Below are 19742 nucleotides of genomic sequence, written 5' to 3'. Positions count from 1 at the left end.
GTCGGCGCCTCCGACCCCCGTGCCGGACCCGCTCAACTCTCGTCCTCGCCGAAGCCGGCGACCAGGTCGGCGAGCGAGGAGAGCTGGGCGGTGATCGACGCGCGGCGCTTGGTGAGGCGGTCGAGCTCGGCGCGCTTGGCCGCGATCTCGCGCTGCAGCTCGGCGTCGCCGCTGGCGGTGATCGCCTCGGCCTGGGCGCGCGCCGAGGCGATGACCTGCTCGGCCTCGCGACGGGCGCGGGTGAGCACGCCCTCGGCCTCGGTCTGCGCGGCGGTCCGGTTGGCGGCCGACTGCTTGCTGGCCTCGGCGGCCCTGGCCTCGGCCGCGTTGGCGCGCTCCTCGGCCTCCTGGACCAGGCGGCGGGTCTCGGCGACGGCCGTGTTGTGGTGGTCGGTGGCCTCGCGGGCCAGCCGCTCCTTCTCCATGGCCAGCGCGCGCCGCGCCTCCTGGACCTCGCGATCGACGGCGGCTCGGGCCTGCTCGACCTCGCGCTGCGCCTGGGCGCGCTGCTCGGTCGTCTCCTGCTGCGTGGCGAGCCGGAGCTGGTCGGACTCGCGGCGGGCGCCGGCCAGCGTGTCGGCCGCCTCGCTCTGGGCCAGCGCGCGCTCCTGCTCGGCGTCGGTCAGCAGGCGGGTGCGGTTCTCCTCGAGCTCGCGCAGCTGGACCGCCCGCATGTCGTCGGCCTCGCGGGCCGCCTCGGCCCGGATCGCCTTGGCGTCGCGAGTCGCCTGGTCGCGGATCTCGGCGGCGTCGGTCTCGGCGGTGGACCGGATCTCCGCGGCCTCCTCCTCGGCGAGGCGCAGCATGGCGCTGGCACGGCCGCCGAGCCCCGCGTACGACGGGTTGTCGGTCTCGTCGAGCTCGGACCGGAGCCGCGCCACCTCCTGCTCGAGGTCGATCACACGCTGCTCGGAGTCGGACAGGCTGGCGCCGAGGGTGGCCTTCTCGCTGGCGAGCTGGCGGATCTGGGCGTCGACGGCGTCGCGGTCGTAGCCGCCCTTGCGGACGATCGGCAGGCCGCCGGTCGCGCCGGGAGCGTTGAAGCCCACCGGACGCGCGGCCGGCGCGCTCACCGGCGGGGCGGCGGGCCGGGGGGAGGGGGTGGTCCGGGACGCCGCGGGGGTCGCGGGAGGCGCGGGCTGTGCCGCGGGGGTCTCGGCCGTCTTCACCGCCGGGATGACCTGGGTGGGCTCGTCGTCGGTGGCCTTGGCGGTCACGGTCCTGGACTCCTCGGTCGGGGTGGGCTCGTCGTCGAAGATGGACAGACCCTCGTCGCTCATGGGAACTGAGCCTCCCTGGCTCTCGCTGCGGTCATGGGGGGTACGTGCGTGAACTCGGCCCATGATCCCTGATCGCCCCAACGATTCCCACCCCGCCTCGCCGGATCGGACGGCCCTCACATCCCGGAGACGGAACCGGGCGGACCCGCGCTCGCGCGCGGACCCGCCCGGGTCGTCGTACCGACGGCTCAGATGCCGCGGAACAGGTTGATCTTGTCGAGGTGTTGGGCGCGGAGCTCGGTGTTCTTGACGCCGAGGCCCTCCTCGGGGGACAGGCACAGCACGCCGACCTTGCCCTGGTGCTTGTTGTGGTGGACGTCGAGGGCGGCCTGGCCGGTGTTCTCGAGGGTGTAGGTGCGCGAGAGGGTGGGGTGGATCTTGGCTTGGGCGATGAGGCGGTTGGCCTCCCACGACTCGCGGTAGTTGGCGAAGTGGCTGGAGATGATCTTCTTGAGGTTCATCCACAGGTAGCGGTTGTCGTACTCGTGCATGTAGCCACTGGTGGAGGCGCAGGTGGTGATGGTGCCGCCCTTGCGGGTGACGTACACGGATGCGCCGAAGGTCTCGCGGCCGGGGTGCTCGAAGACGATGTCGATGTCCTCGCCGCCGGTGAGCTCGCGGATGGCCTTGCCGAAGCGCTGCCACTCCTTGGGGTTCTGCTGGGTGCCCTCCTCGTTCCAGAACTTGGGGGCGAGCTCGGAGCGGTTGATGACCATCTCGGCGCCCATGTTGCGCACGATCTGGGCGCGTTCCTCGTTGGAGACCACGCAGACCGGGTTCGCGCCGCCGTTGAGGGCGTACTGGGTCGCGAAGCCGCCCAGGCCACCGGAGGCGCCCCAGATGAGGACGTTGTCGCCCTGCTTCATGTTGCCGCCGTTGGCCGAGACGAGCTGGCGGTAGGCGGTGCAGTTGACCAGGCCCGGGGAGGCGGCCTCTTCCCAGGTGAGGTGCTCGGGCTTGGGCATGAGCTGGTTGGCCTTGACCATCGCGACGTCGGCGAGGCCGCCGAAGTTGGTCTCGAAGCCCCAGATCCGCTGGGAGGGGTCCATCATCGTGTCGTTGTGGCCGTCGGGGGCCTCGAGCTCGACGGAGAGGCAGTGCGCGACGACGCGGTCGCCGGGCTTCCACTTGGTCACGCCGGCGCCGACGGCGAGCACGACGCCGGACAGGTCGGAGCCGACGATGTGGTAGTCGAGGTTGTGGCGGGCGCCGAGGTCGGACTCGCGGCCGTAGCGCTCGAGGAACCCGAAGGTGGACACGGGCTCGAAGATCGAGGTCCACACGGTGTTGTAGTTGATCGCGGAGGCCATGACCGCGACGAACGCCTCGCCGGGGCCGAGCTCGGGCAGGGGCACCTGGTCGACGTGCAGGGACTTGCGGGGGTCCTTGTCGCGAGAGTCGATGCCCTCGAACATGTCGACCTCGTCCTTGTGGACCGTCACGGCCCGGTAGGACTCGGGAAGCTCGAGGTTGGCGAAGTCCTCCGCGGAGGCCTCCGCCTGGATGGCGTCGAGGATGTGCTGCACGGTCGTCGTCTCCCTGGGAATCGTTGCGAGCCAGCTGGGCCCAGATGGGCTGGGTGGCAATACGGCCGCCGCGAAGATACCCGTCGGTAACCTCCGGGTGGTGGGTTCGTGACACTCGTCTCACCCGAGACGGGGTCCGCGGCGGCTGCACCGTCCTGGGCTCGGCGGCGCTTCGATGGGCCACGATAGGGCCATGACGTTGCATCCGGGTTCGGTGTCCACGGCCGATCGCTCGGCCGGGGTGGTCGACCTCAACGCGGACGTCGGCGAGTCCTTCGGACGCTGGCGGCTCGGCGATGACGGCGCGCTGCTCCCGCACCTCACCAGCGCCAACGTGGCGTGCGGCTTCCACGCGGGGGACCCGCTCACGCTGCGGCACACCTGCGAGCTCGCGGTGTCCCTCGGCGTCGCCATCGGCGCCCAGGTCGGCTATCGCGACCTCGCCGGCTTCGGGCGCCGGTACGTCGACGTACCGGCGCCCGAGCTCGCCGCCGACGTGCTCTACCAGATCGGCGCCCTCGACGCGATGGCGCGCGCGGCCGGCGGCCGGGTCGCCTACCTCAAGCCCCACGGCGCGCTCTACCACGCGGTCTCGCGGCACCCCGAGCAGGCTGCCGCCGTGATCGACGCGGTGCGCGCGTACGGCGGCGGGCTGCCGGTCCTCGGCCTCGCCGGCTCGGCCTTCCTCTCGGCGGCGGCGGATGCCGGGCTCGAGGCGGTCGGCGAGGGCTTCGCCGACCGGGCCTACCTGCCCGACGGTGGACTGGTGCCGCGCTCGGAGCCGGGCGCCGTGCTCAGCGACCCGGTGGAGGTCGCGGCCCAGGCGATCGAGCTGGCCCGCTCGGGCGACGTGCGCTCGCTGTGCGTCCACGGCGACTCGCCCGGCGCGCCGGAGCTGGCGGCGGCGGTGCGCTCGGCGCTGGAGGAGGCGGGGCTGCCGGTCGGCGCCTTCGCGCCCGCATGAGACTGCTGCCGTACGGCGACCGCGGGCTCCTGATCGAGCTCGCCGACACGTCCGCCGCGGTGGCCGTCGCCGAGCTGGTCCGCGCCCATCCGGCTGCCGCGGAGCTGGTCGCCGATGTCGTACCCGGCGCCCGCACGGTCCTGCTCGTCGCTCGTCCGGGGGTCCAGGTCGACCGGCTCCGCGCGATGGTCCCTGCCCACGAGCACCGTCACGAGCCGAGTCTCGGTGCTTTGGGGCAGGGACCATCGCGGCGGGAGACGGTCATCCCGGTCGTGTACGACGGCCCGGACCTGGCGGCGGTGGCCACCCTGACCGGGCTGGGCGAGCGGGAGGTGGTGGCAGCGCACACGGGGACGCCGTGGCGGGTGGCGTTCGGCGGGTTCGCGCCGGGCTTCGCCTACCTGGTGGGTGGCGACCCGCGGCTGCGGGTGCCGCGACACGACGAGCCGCGGACCAGCGTGCCGGCCGGGTCGGTCGGCCTGGCCGGCGAGTTCAGTGGCGTCTACCCGCGCGCCTCGCCCGGTGGGTGGCAGCTGATCGGGCGCACCCAGCTGTCGCTGTGGGACCTCGACCGCGATCCGCCGGCCCTGCTCGCGCCGGGGGCCACCGTCCTCTTCGAGGAGGCGCGGTGAGCGCGCTGCTCGTCCGCGCGGTCGGCGGGCCGTGCCTGGTGCAGGACGCCGGCCGGCCGGGGTACGCCGGGATCGGGGTCGGGGTGAGCGGGGCGGCCGACCGGGCGTCGTACGACCTGGCGAACCGGCTGCTCGGCAACGCCCCGGGCGCCGCGGCCCTCGAGGTCGCCCTCGGCGGTCTCGAGGTCGAGGCGGTCGGCGTGGCCTGGGTGTGTGTGACCGGCGCCCCGGTCCCGCTCAGCCTCGAGGGCCGCGCCGAGCCGACCGGCGCGGTGCTGGCGCTGCGCCCGGGACAGCGGCTCCGGCTCGGGGTCCCGGCCACCGGGCTGCGCAGCTTTCTCGCGGTCCGCGGCGGCCTCGACGTGCCGGCACTGCTCGGCTCCCGGTCCCGCGACACCCTGGCCGGCCTCGGCCCGGAGCCGGTGCGCGCCGGCCAGCGGCTGCGGATCGGGCGCGAGGTGACAGGGGAGATGCTCGTCGACGCCGTCCCCCCGATGGCGTACGACGACCGCCCGGTTCTCCGGGTCGTCCCCGGTCCCCGCGCCGACTGGGTGAGCGACGCGGACCGACTCGTGGAGCGGGTCTGGCGCGTGGGCGCCGCGAGCGATCGCGTGGGGCTGCGGCTCGAGGGAGACCCCCTGGCGGTCCGACAGGACAAGGGCGAGCTGCCGAGCGAGGGGGCCCTGCGTGGCGCGATCCAGGTCCCGCCGGGCGGCGGGCCGGTCGTGTTCGGCCCGGACCACCCGGTCACGGGCGGCTATCCGGTGGTCGGTGTGGTCGTCGATGCCGACACCGACCGGCTGGCCCAGCTGCGCCCGGGCGAGGAGCTCAGGTTCCGCTGGGTCTCGTGACGCTCGCTGCGCGAGCTCCTCGACCTCCGGCCCGGATCAGTGAGCGTCGGCCGCGGGCTCGACCAGCTCGACGAGGACCCCGCCGGCGTCCTTGGGGTGGACGAAGTTGATCCGGCTGTCCGCCGTACCGCGCCGGGCCTCGGGGTAGAGCAGCCGCAGGCCGCGCTCGCGCAGGATCGCGGAGACCTGGTCGAGGTCGGTGACCCGGTAGGCGAGCTGCTGCAGGCCCGGGCCGCTGCGGTCGAGGAACTTGGTGATCGTCGAGTCCGCGTTGAGCGGGGCGAGCAGCTGGATCTTGGAGTCGGTGTCGCCGACCGCGACCATCGCCTCGCGCACGCCCTGCTCCTCGTTGGTCTCCTCGTGCGTGACGTGCATGCCGAAGTTGTCGCGGTAGAAGGCGATCGCCTCGTCGAGGTCGGGCACCGCGATGCCGACGTGGTCGATGGCGGTGAACAGATGGGCGGGGACGCCGTCAGTGATGCTCATGTGCGTCATTGTGCCGTCGCGCGCTGTCCGGAGGGGTGTGACGAGTGCCTCACGGACCGCACGATGGACCCCTCGCCCGCCCCGGATACCCGCGAGTAGAGTCGAAATGTTCCGACCACACGTCTGCACGGAGGATTCATGTCCGACAACCCCAGCGTCATCGTCGCCGGCGCCCGTACGCCGATCGGTCGCCACCTCGGCGCCCTCAAGACCCTGTCGGCCGCTGACCTCGCCGGTGTCGCGATCAAGGGCGCGCTGGAGAAGGCCGGCGTCTCCGGCGACCAGGTCGACTACCTGATCGTGGGCCAGGTGCTCCAGGCCGGTGCCGGCCAGAACCCCGCCCGCACCGCCGGTCTCGCCGCCGGCCTGCCGGCCAGCGTTCCGTCGATCACCATCAACAAGGTGTGCCTGTCGGGCATCAACGCGATCGCCCAGGCCGACCAGCTGATCCGTGCGGGCGAGGCCGACATCGTGGTCGCCGGCGGCACCGAGTCGATGACCCAGGCGCCCCACCTGCTCCCGAAGAGCCGTGACGGCTTCAAGTACGGCGACACCACCCTCGTCGACTCGCTGGCCTACGACGCGCTCTTCGACCAGGCCACCCAGCAGGGCATGGGCAACCTGACCGAGGCGACCAACGCCTGCCGCGCCACGCCGCTGAGCCGTGAGGAGCAGGACGCGTTCTCCGCCCGCTCGCACCAGCTCGCGGCCGCCGCGCAGAAGAACGGCGTCTTCGACGACGAGATCGTCCCGGTGAGCATCCCGCAGCGCAAGGGCGACCCGGTCGTCGTCAGCCAGGACGAGGGCGTGCGGGGCGACACCAGCGCCGAGGGTCTCGCGGGCCTGCGCCCGGCGTTCGCGAAGGACGGCACCATCACCGCCGCCTCCTCCTCGCAGATCTCCGACGGTGCGGCCGCGGTCGTCGTGACGAGCAAGCGGAAGGCCGAGGAGCTGGGCCTGCCGATCCTCGCCGAGATCGTCAGCCACGGCCAGGTCGCCGGCCCCGACTCGACGCTGCAGCTGCAGCCGGCCAACGCCACCAAGAAGGCGCTCGACAAGGCCGGTCTCAGCGCCGCCGACCTCGACCTGGTCGAGTTCAACGAGGCCTTCGCCGCGGTCGGCATCGAGTCCGCCCGCGCCCTCGGCATCGACGAGGACAAGGTCAACGTCAACGGTGGTGCCATCGCCATCGGCCACCCGCTGGGTGCCTCGGGTGCGCGGATCACGCTGCACCTCGCGCTCGAGCTCAAGCGCCGTGGCGGTGGCCTGGGCGCGGCCGCCCTGTGCGGTGGCGGTGGCCAGGGCGACGCGCTGGTCCTCCGGGTTCCGTCCGCCTGATCGGACCGTCTTGTCTGAAGCAACCCAGGGCGGCCGCCGCGGGATCACCGCGGCGGCCGTTCCCGACCTGGTGGCCGCGGCGCGCGAGGGCGACCCGCGCTCCGTGGGCCGGCTGGTGTCGCTCGTCGAGGACGAGTCGCCGCTGCTGCCCGAGCTGATGCGGGCGCTGGCGACGTACGCCGGGCACACCCACGTCGTCGGGCTCACCGGCTCGCCGGGCGTCGGCAAGTCGACGTCGACCAACGCGCTGATCGGTGAGCTGCGCCGGCGCGGCCGGCGGGTCGCCGTCCTCGCCGTCGACCCGTCCTCGCCGTTCTCCGGCGGCGCCCTGCTCGGCGACCGGATCCGGATGGGCGACCACGTCCTCGACCCTGGGGTCTTCATCCGCTCGATGGCCGCGCGTGGTCACCTCGGCGGTCTGGCCTGGACGACGCCGCAGGCGCTGCGGGTGCTCGACGGCGCCGGCTTCGACGTCGTGCTCGTCGAGACGGTCGGCGTCGGCCAGAGCGAGGTCGAGGTCGCCGGCCACGCCGACACCACCATCGTGCTGCTCGCCCCCGGGATGGGTGACGGGATCCAGGCCGCGAAGGCCGGCATCCTCGAGATCGGTGACCTCTACGTCGTCAACAAGTCCGACCGCGACGGCGCCGACAAGGTACGCCGCGACCTGCGCTCCATGCTCGGCCTCGCCGAGCGCCGCGAGGGCGTCTGGCGCCCGCCGGTCCTCAAGACCACCGCGTCCACCGGCGAGGGCGTGAGCGACGTCGTCGACGCGATCGACGAGCACGCCGCCTGGCTGCACCAGAGCGGCGAGCTCCGCAGCCGCCGGGTCCGCCGGGCCCGCGACGAGATCGAGGCCCTCGCGCTCACCGCCCTGCGCAAGCGCTGGGGGAGTGTCGGCGAGGGCGCCCGGCTCGACGAGCTGGCCGCCGCCGTCGTCGCGGGCGAGATCGACTCCCACACCGCCGCGGCCCAGCTGAGCGTCGACGCGGCCCTCAGCTGAACTTCGGCCCCATCGGCAGGAACGGCGGGCCCGGGAGGTCGGCGCGCGGCGCGGCGGCGGCGTCGACGATGGTGACCGGCGTCGACTCCTGAGCGACCGTCAGCCCCTCGGGGTCGCGCAGCACGACCGCGAACGTCTCCGCCGGCTCGAGCACGGCGTCGGTGCCGACCGGGATCCGCACCTTGACGCGCATCCTGCCGGCGGGAATCTCGACGCGGGCGCGGAACGGGGGCAGGTCGATGCCGACGGCCGCCACGCCCGATGCGGCCTCGAGGACCACCGCGGTGGCGCGTCCCGCCGGCTGGGAGAGACGGAGGGTGAGGACCGCGTCGGTGCCCTCGACGGCGTCCTTGGCGACCGCGGTGAGGACCGGGGTCGGGAACCCGGGGCGGCCCTTCTCGTCGAGCGCGGTGAAGCAGTAGCCGCGGCGCTCGGCGACCCGGATCACGCGCTCCACGGCGGCGACCGAGATCGGCGAGCGGTTCACCCCGTCGTGCTGGAGCACGATATTCCTGCCCGGGCGCAGGCCGGCCAGGATCCGCCGCGCGATCTGCTGCGAGTCGCCCGACTTCCAGTCCAGCGAGTCGTCGGTCCACAGCACCGGGACGTAGCCGGCGTCGCGGATCGCCCGGCGCGCCGGCTTCGCGAGGGCGCCGTACGGCGGGCGCATCAGGTCGGTGGGGTGCAGCCCGGCGTCCTTCATCGCGCGCCGGGTCGCCCGCAGCGAACGGCGCACGTCGCGGTAGGACTGCCGGCTCATGTCGCGGTGCGCCCAGCTGTGGTTGGCCGTGAGGAACCCGGCTCGCTCGACCTCGAGTGCCGCGCCCGGGTTGGCGGCGACGCGCTGGCCCACCATGAAGAAGGTCGCCGGCACCTGGTTGCGGCGCAGCACCTGCAGCAGCCGGTGCGTCGTACCGCGGGCCGGTCCGTCGTCGAAGGTCAGCGCCACGTGACCCGTGCAGCCCTTCGCGCGCTCGGGCGGCATCGCCTCGGCGGGGGAGGCGACCGTCACGCCCGCGAGAGTCAGCAGGACGACGAGGAGAGCGGGGACGGGACGGAGCACGGGCACAGCATGAACGGTCGGGGCACCAGGTTCCGGCATTTCGGCGGATTCCGGGCTGTGGCGTCGCTCCTGCGAGGATGGCGGCGTGAAGGACGTCGTCATCCTCGGCTCGACCGGCTCCGTCGGGACCCAGGCGCTCGACCTGGTCCGCGCCAATCCCGACCGGTTCCGGGTGGTCGGGCTGACCGCCGGCGGCGGCAACCGGGACCTGTTCGACCGGCAGGTGGCGGAGTTCGCGCCCCGGTTCCACGGGCTCGGCGAGCAGGCGAGCGTCGAGGCCGCGCGGCAGGAGTGCGATGTCGTGCTCAACGCCATCACCGGGGCCGTCGGCCTGCTCCCGACGCTGGCCGCGCTCGAGACCGGTACGACGCTCGCGCTGGCCAACAAGGAGTCGCTGGTGATGGGCGGCCCGCTCGTGCTGGACAAGGCGAGACCCGGTCAGATCGTGCCGGTCGACTCCGAGCACAGCGCGCTCGCGCAGTGCCTGCGCGGCGGCGCCCCCGACGAGGTACGACGACTGGTGCTGACCGCGAGCGGGGGGCCCTTCCGCGGCCGCACCCGCGCGGAGCTCGCCGATGTCACCCCCGAGCAGGCGGGCAACCACCCGACCTGGGACATGGGGCCGGTGATCACCATCAACTCCGCGACCCTGGTCAACAAGGGCCTCGAGGTGATCGAGGCGCACCTGCTCTTCGGCATCCCCTTCGACCGGATCGAGGTCGTGGTGCATCCCACGAGCGTGGTCCACTCCATGGTCGAGTTCGTCGACGGCTCCACGCTGGTGCAGGCCAGCCCGCCGACCATGCTGATCCCGATCGCGCTCGGCCTGGCCTGGCCGGACCGGGTGCCGGACGCGGCGCCCGCGGTCGACTGGACGAGGGCCGAGACCTGGGAGTTCCTCCCGCTCGACGACGAGGCCTTCCCCTCGGTCGCGCTGGCACGCGCGGCCGGGGCGCGGGGCGGGACCGCGCCGGCCGTCTACAACGCGGCCAACGAGGTCGCCGTCGACGCCTTCCGGGCCGGGCGCCTCGGGTTCACCGGAATCGTCGAGGTGATCGCGGGCGTGCTAGCCGCCCACGACGTACCCTCGAAGGAGCAGCTCTCCCTCGACGACGTCCTCGCGGCCGACGCGTGGGCGCGGGAGGCGGCCACCCAGCTCATCGAACCGAGGACCGCGCCCCGCCCATGACCGCACTGCTCTACCTGCTCGGCGTCCTCGTCTTCGTCGTCGCGATCCTCGCCTCGATCGGGCTCCACGAGCTCGGCCACATGATTCCGGCCAAGGCGTTCGGCGGGAAGGTCACCCAGTACTTCATCGGCTTCGGGCCGACGGTGTGGAGCAGGCAGGTCGGCGAGACGGAGTACGGCGTCAAGGCGATCCCCCTGGGCGGCTACGTCAAGATCGTCGGCATGCTCCCGCCCGGTGCGGTCGAGCTCGCCGACGAGTCGAGTGACGAGGTCGACGCCGACGGCCGTGTCATCGGGCAGGTGGTCCGGGTCCGCAAGTCCAACACCGGCATGTTCACCCAGCTCATCTCGGACGCCCGGGCGGCCGAGTGGGAGACGATCGGGCCCGAGGACGCCGACCGCCTCTTCTACCGCTTTCCCTGGTGGCAGAAGGTCGTCGTGATGGGCGGCGGTCCGACGGTGAACATCCTGATCGCCTTCTTCCTGTTCGCCGGCGTGTTCGCGACCTACGGCAACCCCGGTGACCAGACCGTCGAGACCACCATCGCCGAGGTCAACGCCTGTGTGCTGCCGGCCGAGGAGTCGGGCCGCGTCTGCACCCCCGAGGAGCTCGCCGAGAGCCCGACGCCGGCCCACGCCGCCGGGATCGAGGCCGGCGACCGGATCGTGTCCTTCAACGGCACCGAGGTCAGCGCATGGGCGCAGGTCCAAAGCCTGGTCAAGGCCAACGGCACCGGCCAGGCCGAGGTCGTCGTCGAGCGCGACGGCAGGCAGCTCACCTTCCACACCCAGACCGTCGTGAAGCCGCCGCTGAAGGCCGGCGAGGAGGTCGACCGGACGGTGGGCTTCCTCGGGGTCGTCCCGCGCACGCACCCCACGACCGGCGGCCCGGTCTACACCGTCGACCAGATGGGCACGATGACCGTCGAGGTCGTGAAGTCGCTCGCCACCCTGCCCGGCAAGGTCTGGGGCGTCGCGAAGGCGATCGTCGGCGTCGAGAAGCGCGACCCGATGGGACCGGTCAGCATCGTGGGCGGCGGCCGGCTGGCCGGCGAGACGGCCTCCCACGACGAGATCCCCGTCCAGGCCAAGATCGTGTCGCTGCTGATGCTCGTCGCCGGCTTCAACTTCTTCATCGGGATGTTCAACTTCGTGCCGCTGCTGCCACTCGACGGCGGCCACATCGCCGGTGCCCTCTGGGAGGCCGTCCGCCGCGGCTGGGCCCGGCTGCGGCGCCGTCCCGACCCCGGGTACGTCGACGTGGCCAAGCTGCTGCCGATCGCCTACGTCGTGGGCCTGGCCATCCTCGTGATGGGCATCGTGCTCATCGTCGGCGACATCGTCGTGCCGGTTCACCTCGAATCCTGATCCGCCCGCTCCGGAAAGTAGTCTTGACGCCATGACGTCCATCAGCCTGGGCATGCCCGAGGCGCCCCCGCCGGTGCTCGCTCCCCGCCGCCGGACCCGCCAGATCCGGGTCGGCAAGGTCGGGGTCGGCAGCGACCACCCGATCTCGGTGCAGTCGATGACCACGACGCTGACCTCCGACGTCAACAGCACGCTCCAGCAGATCGCCGAGCTCACCGCCGCGGGCTGCGACATCGTCCGCGTCGCGTGTCCCAGCCAGGACGACGCCGAGGCCCTGCCGGAGATCGCGCAGCACAGCCAGATCCCGGTGATCGCCGACATCCACTTCCAGCCGAAGTACGTCTTCGCCGCGATCGAGGCCGGCTGCGCCGCTGTCCGGGTCAACCCCGGCAACATCAAGAAGTTCGACGACCAGGTCAAGGAGATCGCGAAGGCGGCCCAGGACCACGGCACGTCGATCCGGATCGGCGTCAACGCCGGCTCGCTCGACAAGCGGCTGCTGGAGAAGTACGGCAAGGCCACGCCCGAGGCGCTCGTCGAGTCCGCCGTGTGGGAGGCCGGCCTCTTCGAGGAGCACGGCTTCCGCGACTTCAAGATCTCGGTCAAGCACAACGACCCGGTCGTCATGGTCCGCGCCTACGAGCTGCTCGCCGAGCAGGGCGACTGGCCGCTGCACCTCGGTGTCACCGAGGCCGGGCCGGCGTTCCAGGGCACCATCAAGTCGGCCACCGCGTTCGGCGCCCTGCTCAGCCGGGGCATCGGCGACACCATCCGGGTCTCGCTCTCCGCGCCGCCGGTCGAGGAGGTCAAGGTCGGCCTGCAGATCCTGCAGTCGCTCAACCTGCGCCCGCGCAAGCTGGAGATCGTCTCCTGTCCGTCCTGCGGCCGTGCCCAGGTCGACGTCTACACGCTCGCCGAGCGGGTGACCGCCGGCCTCGACGGCCTCGAGGTCCCGCTGCGCGTCGCCGTCATGGGCTGCGTCGTCAACGGCCCGGGCGAGGCGCGCGAGGCCGACCTCGGCGTCGCGTCCGGCAACGGCAAGGGCCAGATCTTCGTCAAGGGCGAGGTCATCAAGACCGTCCCCGAGTCCGAGATCGTCGAGACGCTGATCGAGGAGGCGATGAAGATCGCCGAGTCGATGGAGCCGGTCGAGGGCGCCGAGCCCTCCGTCTCCGTCGGCTGACGATCCGCACCGCGGCTACGTGCCGTGCGTCCCGGATGAGCACTAGGCTCGGGGCCGTGTTGACCACCCGGCACGGCGTGCGTGTCCTCGCGCAGGCCGACCTCCCCGCCTTCGTGGCCCTCGCCGGCCGCGACCCGGTCGTCAATGTGTTCGCGATCCACCGCGCTCATACCACCAACCTCGAGCCGCGCTGGCTCGGCGGCGAGATGTGGGGCCGCTTCGACGGCGGCCACCTGGTCGCCGCGTGCCACGTCGCCGCGAACCTGGTGCCGGTGCAGGCCACTGCGGAGGACGCCGAGGTGTTCGCCGGCCGGGCGCTGGCCCGCCGTCGTACCGCCTCGACGATCGTGGGCCCGCAAGACGCCGTCCGCGCGTTCTGGGACCACGTCGGCCCCGAGTGGGGGCAGCCGCGCGACGTGCGCTGGGACCAGCGACACCTCGTCATCGACACCGACCCGCGGGTGGTGCCCGACCACGGCGTACGGCACGGCACGCCCGAGGACGTCGCGACGCTCTACCCGGCATGCGTGGCGATGTACACCGAGGAGGTCGGCGTCTCGCCCGAGCTCGGCGGGGGAGGCGACCTCTACCGCGCCCGGGTGGCGCAGCTGGTCAGCCGGGCCTGGTCGTTCGTCAGGTACGACGGTGACGAGCTGGTGTTCAAGGCCGAGGTGGCCTGCGCGACCCCCGACGCGGCGCAGATCCAGGGCGTGTGGGTGGCTCCGCACCGGCGCGGCGAGGGGCTCGCCACCACCGGCATGGCCGCCGTGGTCCGGCACGTGCGGGCCCGGATCGCGCCGACCGTCTCGCTCTACGTCAACGACTGGAACCATCCGGCCCGCAAGGCCTACGAGCGGGTCGGGTTCACCGAGACCGCCCGCTTCGCGACCGTCATGTTCTGACCTGGCCCGGGCATGCGCAACGCGCCCGCCCCGGGCTGAGAGAGTGGAGACATGCCCGTTCCCCTCACCGCCAAGGCGGTCACCGGTGCGTTCGTCGTCAGCGGTCTCGTGCATCTCGTCAAGCCCGAGGTGTTCGAGCCGTTGATCCCCGAGCAGCTCCCGGCGCCGCGTCAGCTCGTGCTGTGGAGCGGGGTGGCCGAGCTGGCCTGCGCCGCCGGCATGCTGCACCCGCGCACCCGCCGGGTGGCGGCGTACACGAGCGCGGCGCTGCTCGCCGGGGTCTTCCCCGGCAACGTGAAGATGGCGCTCGACGCACAGCGCGGCGACAACACCGCCCTGAAGGCCGCCACGCTCGCCCGCCTCCCGCTCCAGGTCCCGATGATCCGGGGCATGCTCGAGGCCGCCCGCACGGCCTGAGGGTGACTGGTTCGCGGCGCCCCCGGGCTCCGCCGTAGGCTTCGGCCCGTGAGTTCACCCCACGGAAATGCTCGCTTCGCTCCGCTTTCCGCGGGGACCCCGAAGCTCCTGCGGATGTCGACCCTGTTCGTGCGGACCCTGCGGGAGGACCCCTCCGACGCCGAGGTCCCGAGCCACCGGCTGCTCCTGCGCGCCGGCTACATCCGCCGCGCCGCGCCGGGCATCTACACCTGGCTCCCGCTCGGCCTCGCCGTGCTGCGCAGGATCGAGGGCATCATCCGTGACGAGATGAACGCCATCGGCGCGCAGGAGGTGTCCTTCCCCGCGCTGCTCCCGCGCGAACCCTACGAGGCCACCGGTCGCTGGACCGAGTACGGCGACAACATCTTCCGGCTCCACGACCGCAAGGGTGCCGACTACCTGCTCGGCCCCACCCACGAGGAGATGTTCACGCTCCTGGTCAAGGACATGTACGGCTCCTACAAGGACCTGCCGCTGAGCCTGTACCAGATCCAGACCAAGTACCGCGACGAGGCGCGGCCGCGCGCCGGTCTGCTCCGCGGCCGCGAGTTCACGATGAAGGACTCCTACTCCTTCGACGTCAGCGACGAGGGGCTCGAGGCGTCGTACCAGAGACACCGCGACGCGTACGTGCGGATCTTCGACCGGCTCGGCTTCGACTACGCCATCGTCAAGGCGACGGCCGGCGCGATGGGCGGCTCGAAGTCCGAGGAGTTCCTCGCCAAGGCCGCGGTCGGCGAGGACACCTACGTGCGCTGCACGTCCTGCGACTACGCCGCCAACGTCGAGGCGGTCCAGGTCCGCCCGCCCGCCCCCGCGTCGTACGACGGGGTGCCGGCCGCCCACGCGGAGGCGACCCCCGACACCCCGACCATCGACTCGCTGGTCGACCACCTCAACGCGGCCTTCGCGCGCGAGGACCGTCCGTGGGCGGCCGGGGACACGCTCAAGAACGTGCTGGTGCTGCTCAAGCACCCCGACGGCACCCGCGAGCCGCTCGCCATCGGCCTGCCCGGCGACCGAGAGGTCGACCAGAAGCGGCTCGAGGGCCAGCTCGAGCCGATCGAGGTCGAGCCCATGGACGAGGCCGAGTTCGCCAAGCACCCGGCGCTGGTCAAGGGCTACATCGGGCCCGGCGTGCTGGGAGAGGAGAACCGGAGCGGCATCCGCTACCTGCTCGACCCCCGCGTCGCCGAGGGCACCCGCTGGGTGACCGGCGCGGACGTCCCCGGCTCCCACGTCATCGACCTCGTCGCCGGGCGCGACTTCACCGCCGACGGCACCATCGAGGCCGCCGAGGTCCGCGACGGCGACCCCTGCCCCAACTGCGCCGGCGGCGTCCTGGAGTCGGCGCGCGGCATCGAGATGGGGCACGTCTTCCAGCTCGGCCGCAAGTACGCCGAGGCGCTCGACCTCAGGGTCCTCGACGAGTTCGGCAAGCTGGTCACCGTCACCATGGGCTCCTACGGCATCGGGGTCACCCGCGCGGTCGCCGCCATCGCCGAGAACACCCTCGACGAGTTCGGCCTGTGCTGGCCCCGCCACGTCGCTCCCGCCGACGTCCACGTCGTCGCCGCCGGCAAGGACGAGGCCGTGTTCGCGGCGGCCGAGGAGCTCGTCGCCGGGCTCACCGCCGCCGGCCTCGACGTCATCTACGACGACCGCGCGGGCAAGATCAGCCCCGGCGTGAAGTTCAAGGACGCCGAGCTGATCGGGGTCCCGACCATCGTCACGGTCGGCCGCGGCGTGGCCGACCCGGACAACAAGGTGATCGAGATCAAGGACCGTCGTACCGGTGAGCGCCAGGAGGTCGCGCTCGGCGACGCCGTCAGCGTGCTCAGCGCGACCGTCCGGGGCTGAGCCCGGTGGCGGTCGAGGCGGTCATCTTCGACTGGGGCGGCACGCTCACCGCCTGGCACGACATCGACTTCCACGCGGAGTCGCTGGCGCTCGCGCAGGCCGTGCTGACCACGCCGGACACCTCCGACGACCACCACGCCCACGCCGCCCGCCTCCACGACGCCGGCAGCGTGATCTGGGGGCGCAGCCGCGACCACCAGCGGAGCGCGACGATCGGCGACCTCTTCGACGCCGCCGGGCTCGACCACGACCCGGAGCTGCTGGACGCCTACCACGCGTTCTGGGAGCCGCACACGCTGACCGACCCGGAGGTCGGCCCCTTGTGGGCCTGGCTGCGGGCCGAGGGGATCAAGGTCGGCGTGCTGTCCAACACGATCTGGCCGCGCGCCTGGCACCGCGGGTACTTCGAGCGCGACGGCGTCCTCGACCTCGTCGACGGCGACGTCTACACCAGCGAGGTGCCGTGGACGAAGCCCTCGCCCGACGCCTTCCGGGCCGCCATGGACGCCGTCGGCGTCACCGATCCGGGAGCCTGCGTGTATGTCGGCGACCGGCTCTTCGACGACGTGTGGGGCGCGCAGAACGCCGGGATGCGGGCCATCCACGTGCCGCACAGCACCATCCCGGCCGACCAGGTCGGTCACACGGAGGGCGAGCCGGACGCCGTCGCCCGCCGCCTCGCCGACATCCCGGACCTGCTCGCGCCCTGGCGCTGAGCCGGGTTCCGGGCCTCGGGAGCCCGGCGGGCCTCGGGCTCCCTCGACTGCAGGTTTGTGCAGTGCATATTTATGAGGATCGCTATTGCGGGCCCTGAGCGGCGTTGTGTTGCATGATTGTGCACGGCGATCGGTGAGCCCCACCTCTCCCAGTCGCCGATGACCGTTGTCCCCGGTCACCAGTGGTTCGCGACCCCGGCTTCGGGGGACGTCTCGGGAGTTCCCCGGATGTCGAGGTCGCGAGCCGCTGGCGTTTTTGCCGGCCCGCAGCGTTGCGAGGAACGAGCGGCGGTGATCAGCCGGCCAGGGCTCGGGCCCACTCGACGAGCTACAAGCCGGGCAGCCTACAAGCCGGGCAGCCGGTCCGGCCGGGCGCCGAAGGCCGTGCTCCGCACCGCGGCGTCGACCAGCGCGTCGATCGCCCACGCCCGGGCGTCGTCGGTGGTGCTGGCGACGAGGTAGGCATAGGTCGCGGTCGCGGACTCCTCGAGCGCGCGGGCGCGGTCGGTGACGGCCGCCGGGGTGCCGAGGTCGGCGGGCAGGCCGTAGCCGGGCTCGGCCGCGACCGGCTCCGCGCCGGCGGCGTGCAGCCGGGCCATCAGGTCGTCGCGGCGCGTCCGGTGGGTCGTGTACGCCGAGGTGAGGGCGGCGTACAGCGCCGCGGAGCCGGACACGGAGGTCTGCCCGCCGAGGACGCCGTACACGAAGACGGCGGCGTGCTCGGCGGCCAGCGTGGTCTGCAGCGCGGCGACGGCCGGCGGGGTGTCGCCGGGGGCGGCGGGCAGCGCCGTGAGCGGGTGACCTCCGCGGCCGACCAGGGCCTGGGCGAGCGCGGCGGCCATCGCCGCCAGCACCTGGGCCAGTCCGCCGCTGCCGGCTTGCCGGGCGGCGTGGACGAGGCGGTCGCGCAGGTCGGTCTCGGCGGCGACCAGGACGGCGCGCGCCGAGGCCCGGTCGGCGACGACCGCCGGGTCGGGCGCGGAGACCGAGCCGCCGAGCTCGGCGGCATGGGCGTCGTGGGTCCGCGCCAGCCGGGCGGCGACCTTGAGACCGGGAAAGGCGGTGGCGGTGGCCGCGGCGAGCGCGCCCGTGGTCGAGATCGCGGCCAGCACGCCTTCGACGAGGGTGCTGTCGGCGTCGGCCGGAGGAGCGGTCGGGGTGACCGCGCCCGACACGCCCGGGTCGTCGCCGGACCCGAGCAGATCGTCGATCGGGTCGCAGCCGGTCAACGCCAGCGCGGCGCCGCCGATCCCGCCCACGAGGACGAGCCGTCGGGCGACGGGACGGGGACGCACGGGCACCCGGCGACCCTATCGGGCGGCGCTCGGCCGGGTATCGTGTGCCACGCACAGCCACAACAGGACACGGGGAGGCTCACCATGGGCACTCATTCCGCTCAGGGAGCGACAGCAGAGCGGATCGAGCACGTCCTCGTCGCTCCGCTCGCCGAGCTGGGCCTCGATCTCGAGGCGGTGGAGCTCACCCCGGCCGGGAAGCGCCGCGTGCTGCGGATCGCCGTCGACACCGACGGGGGGCTCACCCTCGACGACGTCGCGGCCGCGACCAAGGTGATCGACCGGGTCCTGGAGGACGACGGCCCCGACGGGGGCGCGAAGGCGCTCGGCGAGCTGCCCTACACCCTGGAGGTCACCTCCCGCGGGGTGGACCGGCCGCTCGAGCTGCCGCGCCACTGGCGCCGCAACGCGGGCCGCCTGGTCAAGGCCTCGCTCGCCGACGACGAGACCGTGACCGGCCGGATCGCCGCCTCCGACGACGAGGGCGTGACTCTCGAGGTCGCCGGCGCCGAGCGCCGGGTGGCGTACGCCGAGGTCCGCAAGGCGCTGGTGCAGATCGAGTTCAACCGCAAAGACCCGACGAACGACAAGAACGACAAGGACGCCGACTGATGGACATCGACCTCAGCATCCTCCGGACGCTGGAGCGCGAGAAGGAGATCAAGTTCGACGTCCTCGTCGAGGCGATCGAACAGGCGCTGCTCACGGCGTACCACAAGACCGAGGGCTCGGTCTCCCCGGCGCGGGTCGAGCTCAACCGCAAGACCGGGCACGTCACCGTGCTGGCCGCCGAGGTCGACGCCGAGGGCAACAAGGTCGGCGAGTACGACGACACCCCCGACGGCTTCGGCCGGATCGCCGCGACGACCGCCAAGCAGATCATGCTGCAGCGGCTGCGCGACGCCGAGGACGAGATCAAGTTCGGCGAGTTCTCCGGCAAGGAGGGCGACATCATCTCCGGCGTCATCCAGCAGGGCCGCAACCCCGACGACGTGCTCGTCGACCTCGGCCGGATCGAGGCGCAGCTGCCGGCCAGCGAGCGGGTTCCGGGTGAGGACTATCGGCACGGCACCCGGATCAAGTGCCTGGTCGTCTCGGTCCGCAAGGGCATGCGCGGCCCGCAGGTCACCCTGTCCCGCTCCCACCCGAGCCTGGTCAAGAAGCTCTTCGCGCTCGAGGTCCCCGAGATCGCCGACGGCACCGTCGAGATCGCGGCCATCGCCCGCGAGGCCGGTCACCGCACCAAGATCGCGGTGAAGTCCACGGTCTCCGGCGTCAACCCCAAGGGCGCCTGCATCGGCCCGATGGGCCAGCGGGTGCGCAACGTGATGGCCGAGCTCGGCGGCGAGAAGATCGACATCGTCGACTGGTCCGACGACCCCGCGCGGCTGGTGGCCAACGCGCTCTCGCCGGCGCAGGTCCAGTCGGTCACCGTGGTCGACGCCGCCGCCCGCTCGGCGCGGGTCGTCGTCCCCGACTTCCAGCTGTCGCTCGCGATCGGCAAGGAGGGCCAGAACGCTCGCCTCGCCGCCCGCCTGACCGGCTGGCGCATCGACATCCACTCGGACGAGGAGGCTTCCGAGGGAAGCTGACGAAGTCCGGGTGGCTGGCGCCGCAACGGCCCGGAGGAGCGAGGCGGGGGAGGACGG

The 19742-nt window shown here is 72.9% G+C and carries 19 protein-coding genes; 14 read left to right on the top strand and 5 right to left on the bottom strand.

The window, feature by feature from the left end:
* Window positions 1-32 precede the first annotated feature (32 nt).
* Window positions 33-1280 carry a hypothetical protein gene (locus ACUP6Y_RS14360; protein WP_462551421.1) on the bottom strand — a complete coding sequence of 416 codons (1248 nt, stop codon included), beginning with the start codon at window positions 1278-1280 and terminating at the stop codon, window positions 33-35.
* A gap of 188 nt (window positions 1281-1468) precedes the next feature.
* Window positions 1469-2806 (bottom strand): crotonyl-CoA carboxylase/reductase, encoded by a 1338-nt coding sequence (gene ccrA, locus ACUP6Y_RS14355; protein WP_462551420.1) that lies wholly within the window; start codon window positions 2804-2806, stop codon window positions 1469-1471.
* Window positions 2807-2999: 193 nt separating this feature from the next.
* On the opposite strand from ccrA, the gene ACUP6Y_RS14350 reads away from it, so the two are divergent.
* The 3 genes from ACUP6Y_RS14350 to ACUP6Y_RS14340 are packed head-to-tail and all read left to right on the top strand — an operon-like array spanning window position 3000 to window position 5253.
* Window positions 3000-3770: a LamB/YcsF family protein gene (locus ACUP6Y_RS14350; RefSeq protein ID WP_462551419.1), complete on the top strand. Its 771-nt coding sequence runs from the start codon at window positions 3000-3002 to the stop codon at window positions 3768-3770.
* On the top strand, window positions 3767-4402 hold the full coding sequence (locus tag ACUP6Y_RS14345) for a 5-oxoprolinase subunit B family protein (protein ID WP_462551418.1): 636 nt from the start codon (window positions 3767-3769) through the stop codon (window positions 4400-4402). Before ACUP6Y_RS14350 ends, ACUP6Y_RS14345 begins: the two co-directional genes overlap by 4 nt.
* On the top strand, window positions 4399-5253 hold the full coding sequence (locus ACUP6Y_RS14340; RefSeq protein ID WP_462551417.1) for a 5-oxoprolinase subunit C family protein: 855 nt from the start codon (window positions 4399-4401) through the stop codon (window positions 5251-5253). The genes ACUP6Y_RS14345 and ACUP6Y_RS14340 overlap by 4 nt, the downstream gene beginning before the upstream one ends.
* Window positions 5254-5289: 36 nt before the next feature.
* On the opposite strand, the gene mce is transcribed toward ACUP6Y_RS14340, so the two are convergent.
* Window positions 5290-5739 carry a methylmalonyl-CoA epimerase gene (mce, locus tag ACUP6Y_RS14335; RefSeq protein ID WP_462551416.1) on the bottom strand — a complete coding sequence of 150 codons (450 nt, stop codon included), beginning with the start codon at window positions 5737-5739 and terminating at the stop codon, window positions 5290-5292.
* Window positions 5740-5877: 138 nt separating this feature from the next.
* Here mce and ACUP6Y_RS14330 point away from each other — a divergent pair, with 138 nt between their 5' ends.
* Together ACUP6Y_RS14330 and meaB are read left to right on the top strand one after the other, a co-directional pair.
* Entirely contained in the window at window positions 5878-7077 is a 1200-nt protein-coding gene (locus ACUP6Y_RS14330; RefSeq protein ID WP_462551415.1) for an acetyl-CoA C-acetyltransferase, read from the top strand.
* Between the two features lie 10 nt (window positions 7078-7087).
* A complete protein-coding gene (gene meaB / locus ACUP6Y_RS14325; protein ID WP_462551414.1) occupies window positions 7088-8080 on the top strand; it encodes a methylmalonyl Co-A mutase-associated GTPase MeaB in 993 nt (330 codons plus the stop codon).
* On the opposite strand, the gene ACUP6Y_RS14320 is transcribed toward meaB, so the two are convergent.
* The gene (locus tag ACUP6Y_RS14320) at window positions 8073-9143 is read right to left on the bottom strand and encodes a polysaccharide deacetylase family protein (RefSeq protein WP_462551413.1); all 1071 of its coding nucleotides are present in this window, start codon (window positions 9141-9143) and stop codon (window positions 8073-8075) included. The genes meaB and ACUP6Y_RS14320 overlap by 8 nt on opposite strands.
* 85 nt (window positions 9144-9228) lie before the next feature.
* Between ACUP6Y_RS14320 and dxr the strand changes: the two genes are divergently transcribed.
* From dxr to ACUP6Y_RS14285, 7 genes are all read left to right on the top strand, one after another.
* Window positions 9229-10332: a 1-deoxy-D-xylulose-5-phosphate reductoisomerase gene (gene dxr / locus ACUP6Y_RS14315; RefSeq protein ID WP_462551412.1), complete on the top strand. Its 1104-nt coding sequence runs from the start codon at window positions 9229-9231 to the stop codon at window positions 10330-10332.
* Window positions 10329-11699 (top strand): M50 family metallopeptidase, encoded by a 1371-nt coding sequence (locus tag ACUP6Y_RS14310; RefSeq protein ID WP_462551411.1) that lies wholly within the window; start codon window positions 10329-10331, stop codon window positions 11697-11699. The genes dxr and ACUP6Y_RS14310 overlap by 4 nt, the downstream gene beginning before the upstream one ends.
* A 31-nt stretch (window positions 11700-11730) precedes the next feature.
* Window positions 11731-12882 carry a flavodoxin-dependent (E)-4-hydroxy-3-methylbut-2-enyl-diphosphate synthase gene (gene ispG / locus ACUP6Y_RS14305; protein ID WP_462551410.1) on the top strand — a complete coding sequence of 384 codons (1152 nt, stop codon included), beginning with the start codon at window positions 11731-11733 and terminating at the stop codon, window positions 12880-12882.
* 56 nt (window positions 12883-12938) lie between these two features.
* Window positions 12939-13784, top strand: coding sequence for a GNAT family N-acetyltransferase (locus tag ACUP6Y_RS14300; RefSeq protein WP_462551408.1), 846 nt, complete (start codon window positions 12939-12941; stop codon window positions 13782-13784).
* 51 nt (window positions 13785-13835) lie between these two features.
* Window positions 13836-14201 (top strand): DoxX family protein, encoded by a 366-nt coding sequence (locus ACUP6Y_RS14295; protein ID WP_462551407.1) that lies wholly within the window; start codon window positions 13836-13838, stop codon window positions 14199-14201.
* 114 nt (window positions 14202-14315) lie between these two features.
* Window positions 14316-16082 carry a proline--tRNA ligase gene (locus ACUP6Y_RS14290; RefSeq protein WP_462551406.1) on the top strand — a complete coding sequence of 589 codons (1767 nt, stop codon included), beginning with the start codon at window positions 14316-14318 and terminating at the stop codon, window positions 16080-16082.
* Window positions 16083-16087: 5 nt separating this feature from the next.
* Complete coding sequence (locus tag ACUP6Y_RS14285; RefSeq protein ID WP_462551405.1) at window positions 16088-16798, top strand: HAD family hydrolase; 711 nt, start codon at window positions 16088-16090, stop codon at window positions 16796-16798.
* Between the two features lie 344 nt (window positions 16799-17142).
* Here ACUP6Y_RS14285 and ACUP6Y_RS14280 read toward each other — a convergent pair whose 3' ends face one another.
* The gene (locus ACUP6Y_RS14280) at window positions 17143-18099 is read right to left on the bottom strand and encodes a ferritin-like domain-containing protein (RefSeq protein ID WP_462551403.1); all 957 of its coding nucleotides are present in this window, start codon (window positions 18097-18099) and stop codon (window positions 17143-17145) included.
* Window positions 18100-18177: 78 nt separating this feature from the next.
* Between ACUP6Y_RS14280 and rimP the strand changes: the two genes are divergently transcribed.
* Both rimP and nusA read left to right on the top strand, forming a co-directional pair.
* Window positions 18178-18705: a ribosome maturation factor RimP gene (gene rimP, locus ACUP6Y_RS14275; RefSeq protein ID WP_462551402.1), complete on the top strand. Its 528-nt coding sequence runs from the start codon at window positions 18178-18180 to the stop codon at window positions 18703-18705.
* On the top strand, window positions 18705-19685 hold the full coding sequence (nusA, locus tag ACUP6Y_RS14270) for a transcription termination factor NusA (RefSeq protein WP_462551401.1): 981 nt from the start codon (window positions 18705-18707) through the stop codon (window positions 19683-19685). The genes rimP and nusA overlap by 1 nt, the downstream gene beginning before the upstream one ends.
* Window positions 19686-19742: the final 57 nt, after the last annotated feature.

The organism is Nocardioides sp. S5-5 (assembly GCF_054954065.1).
Note: the sequence above shows the minus strand (reverse complement) of the source record. Positions and strands in the feature narration are given on the sequence as shown.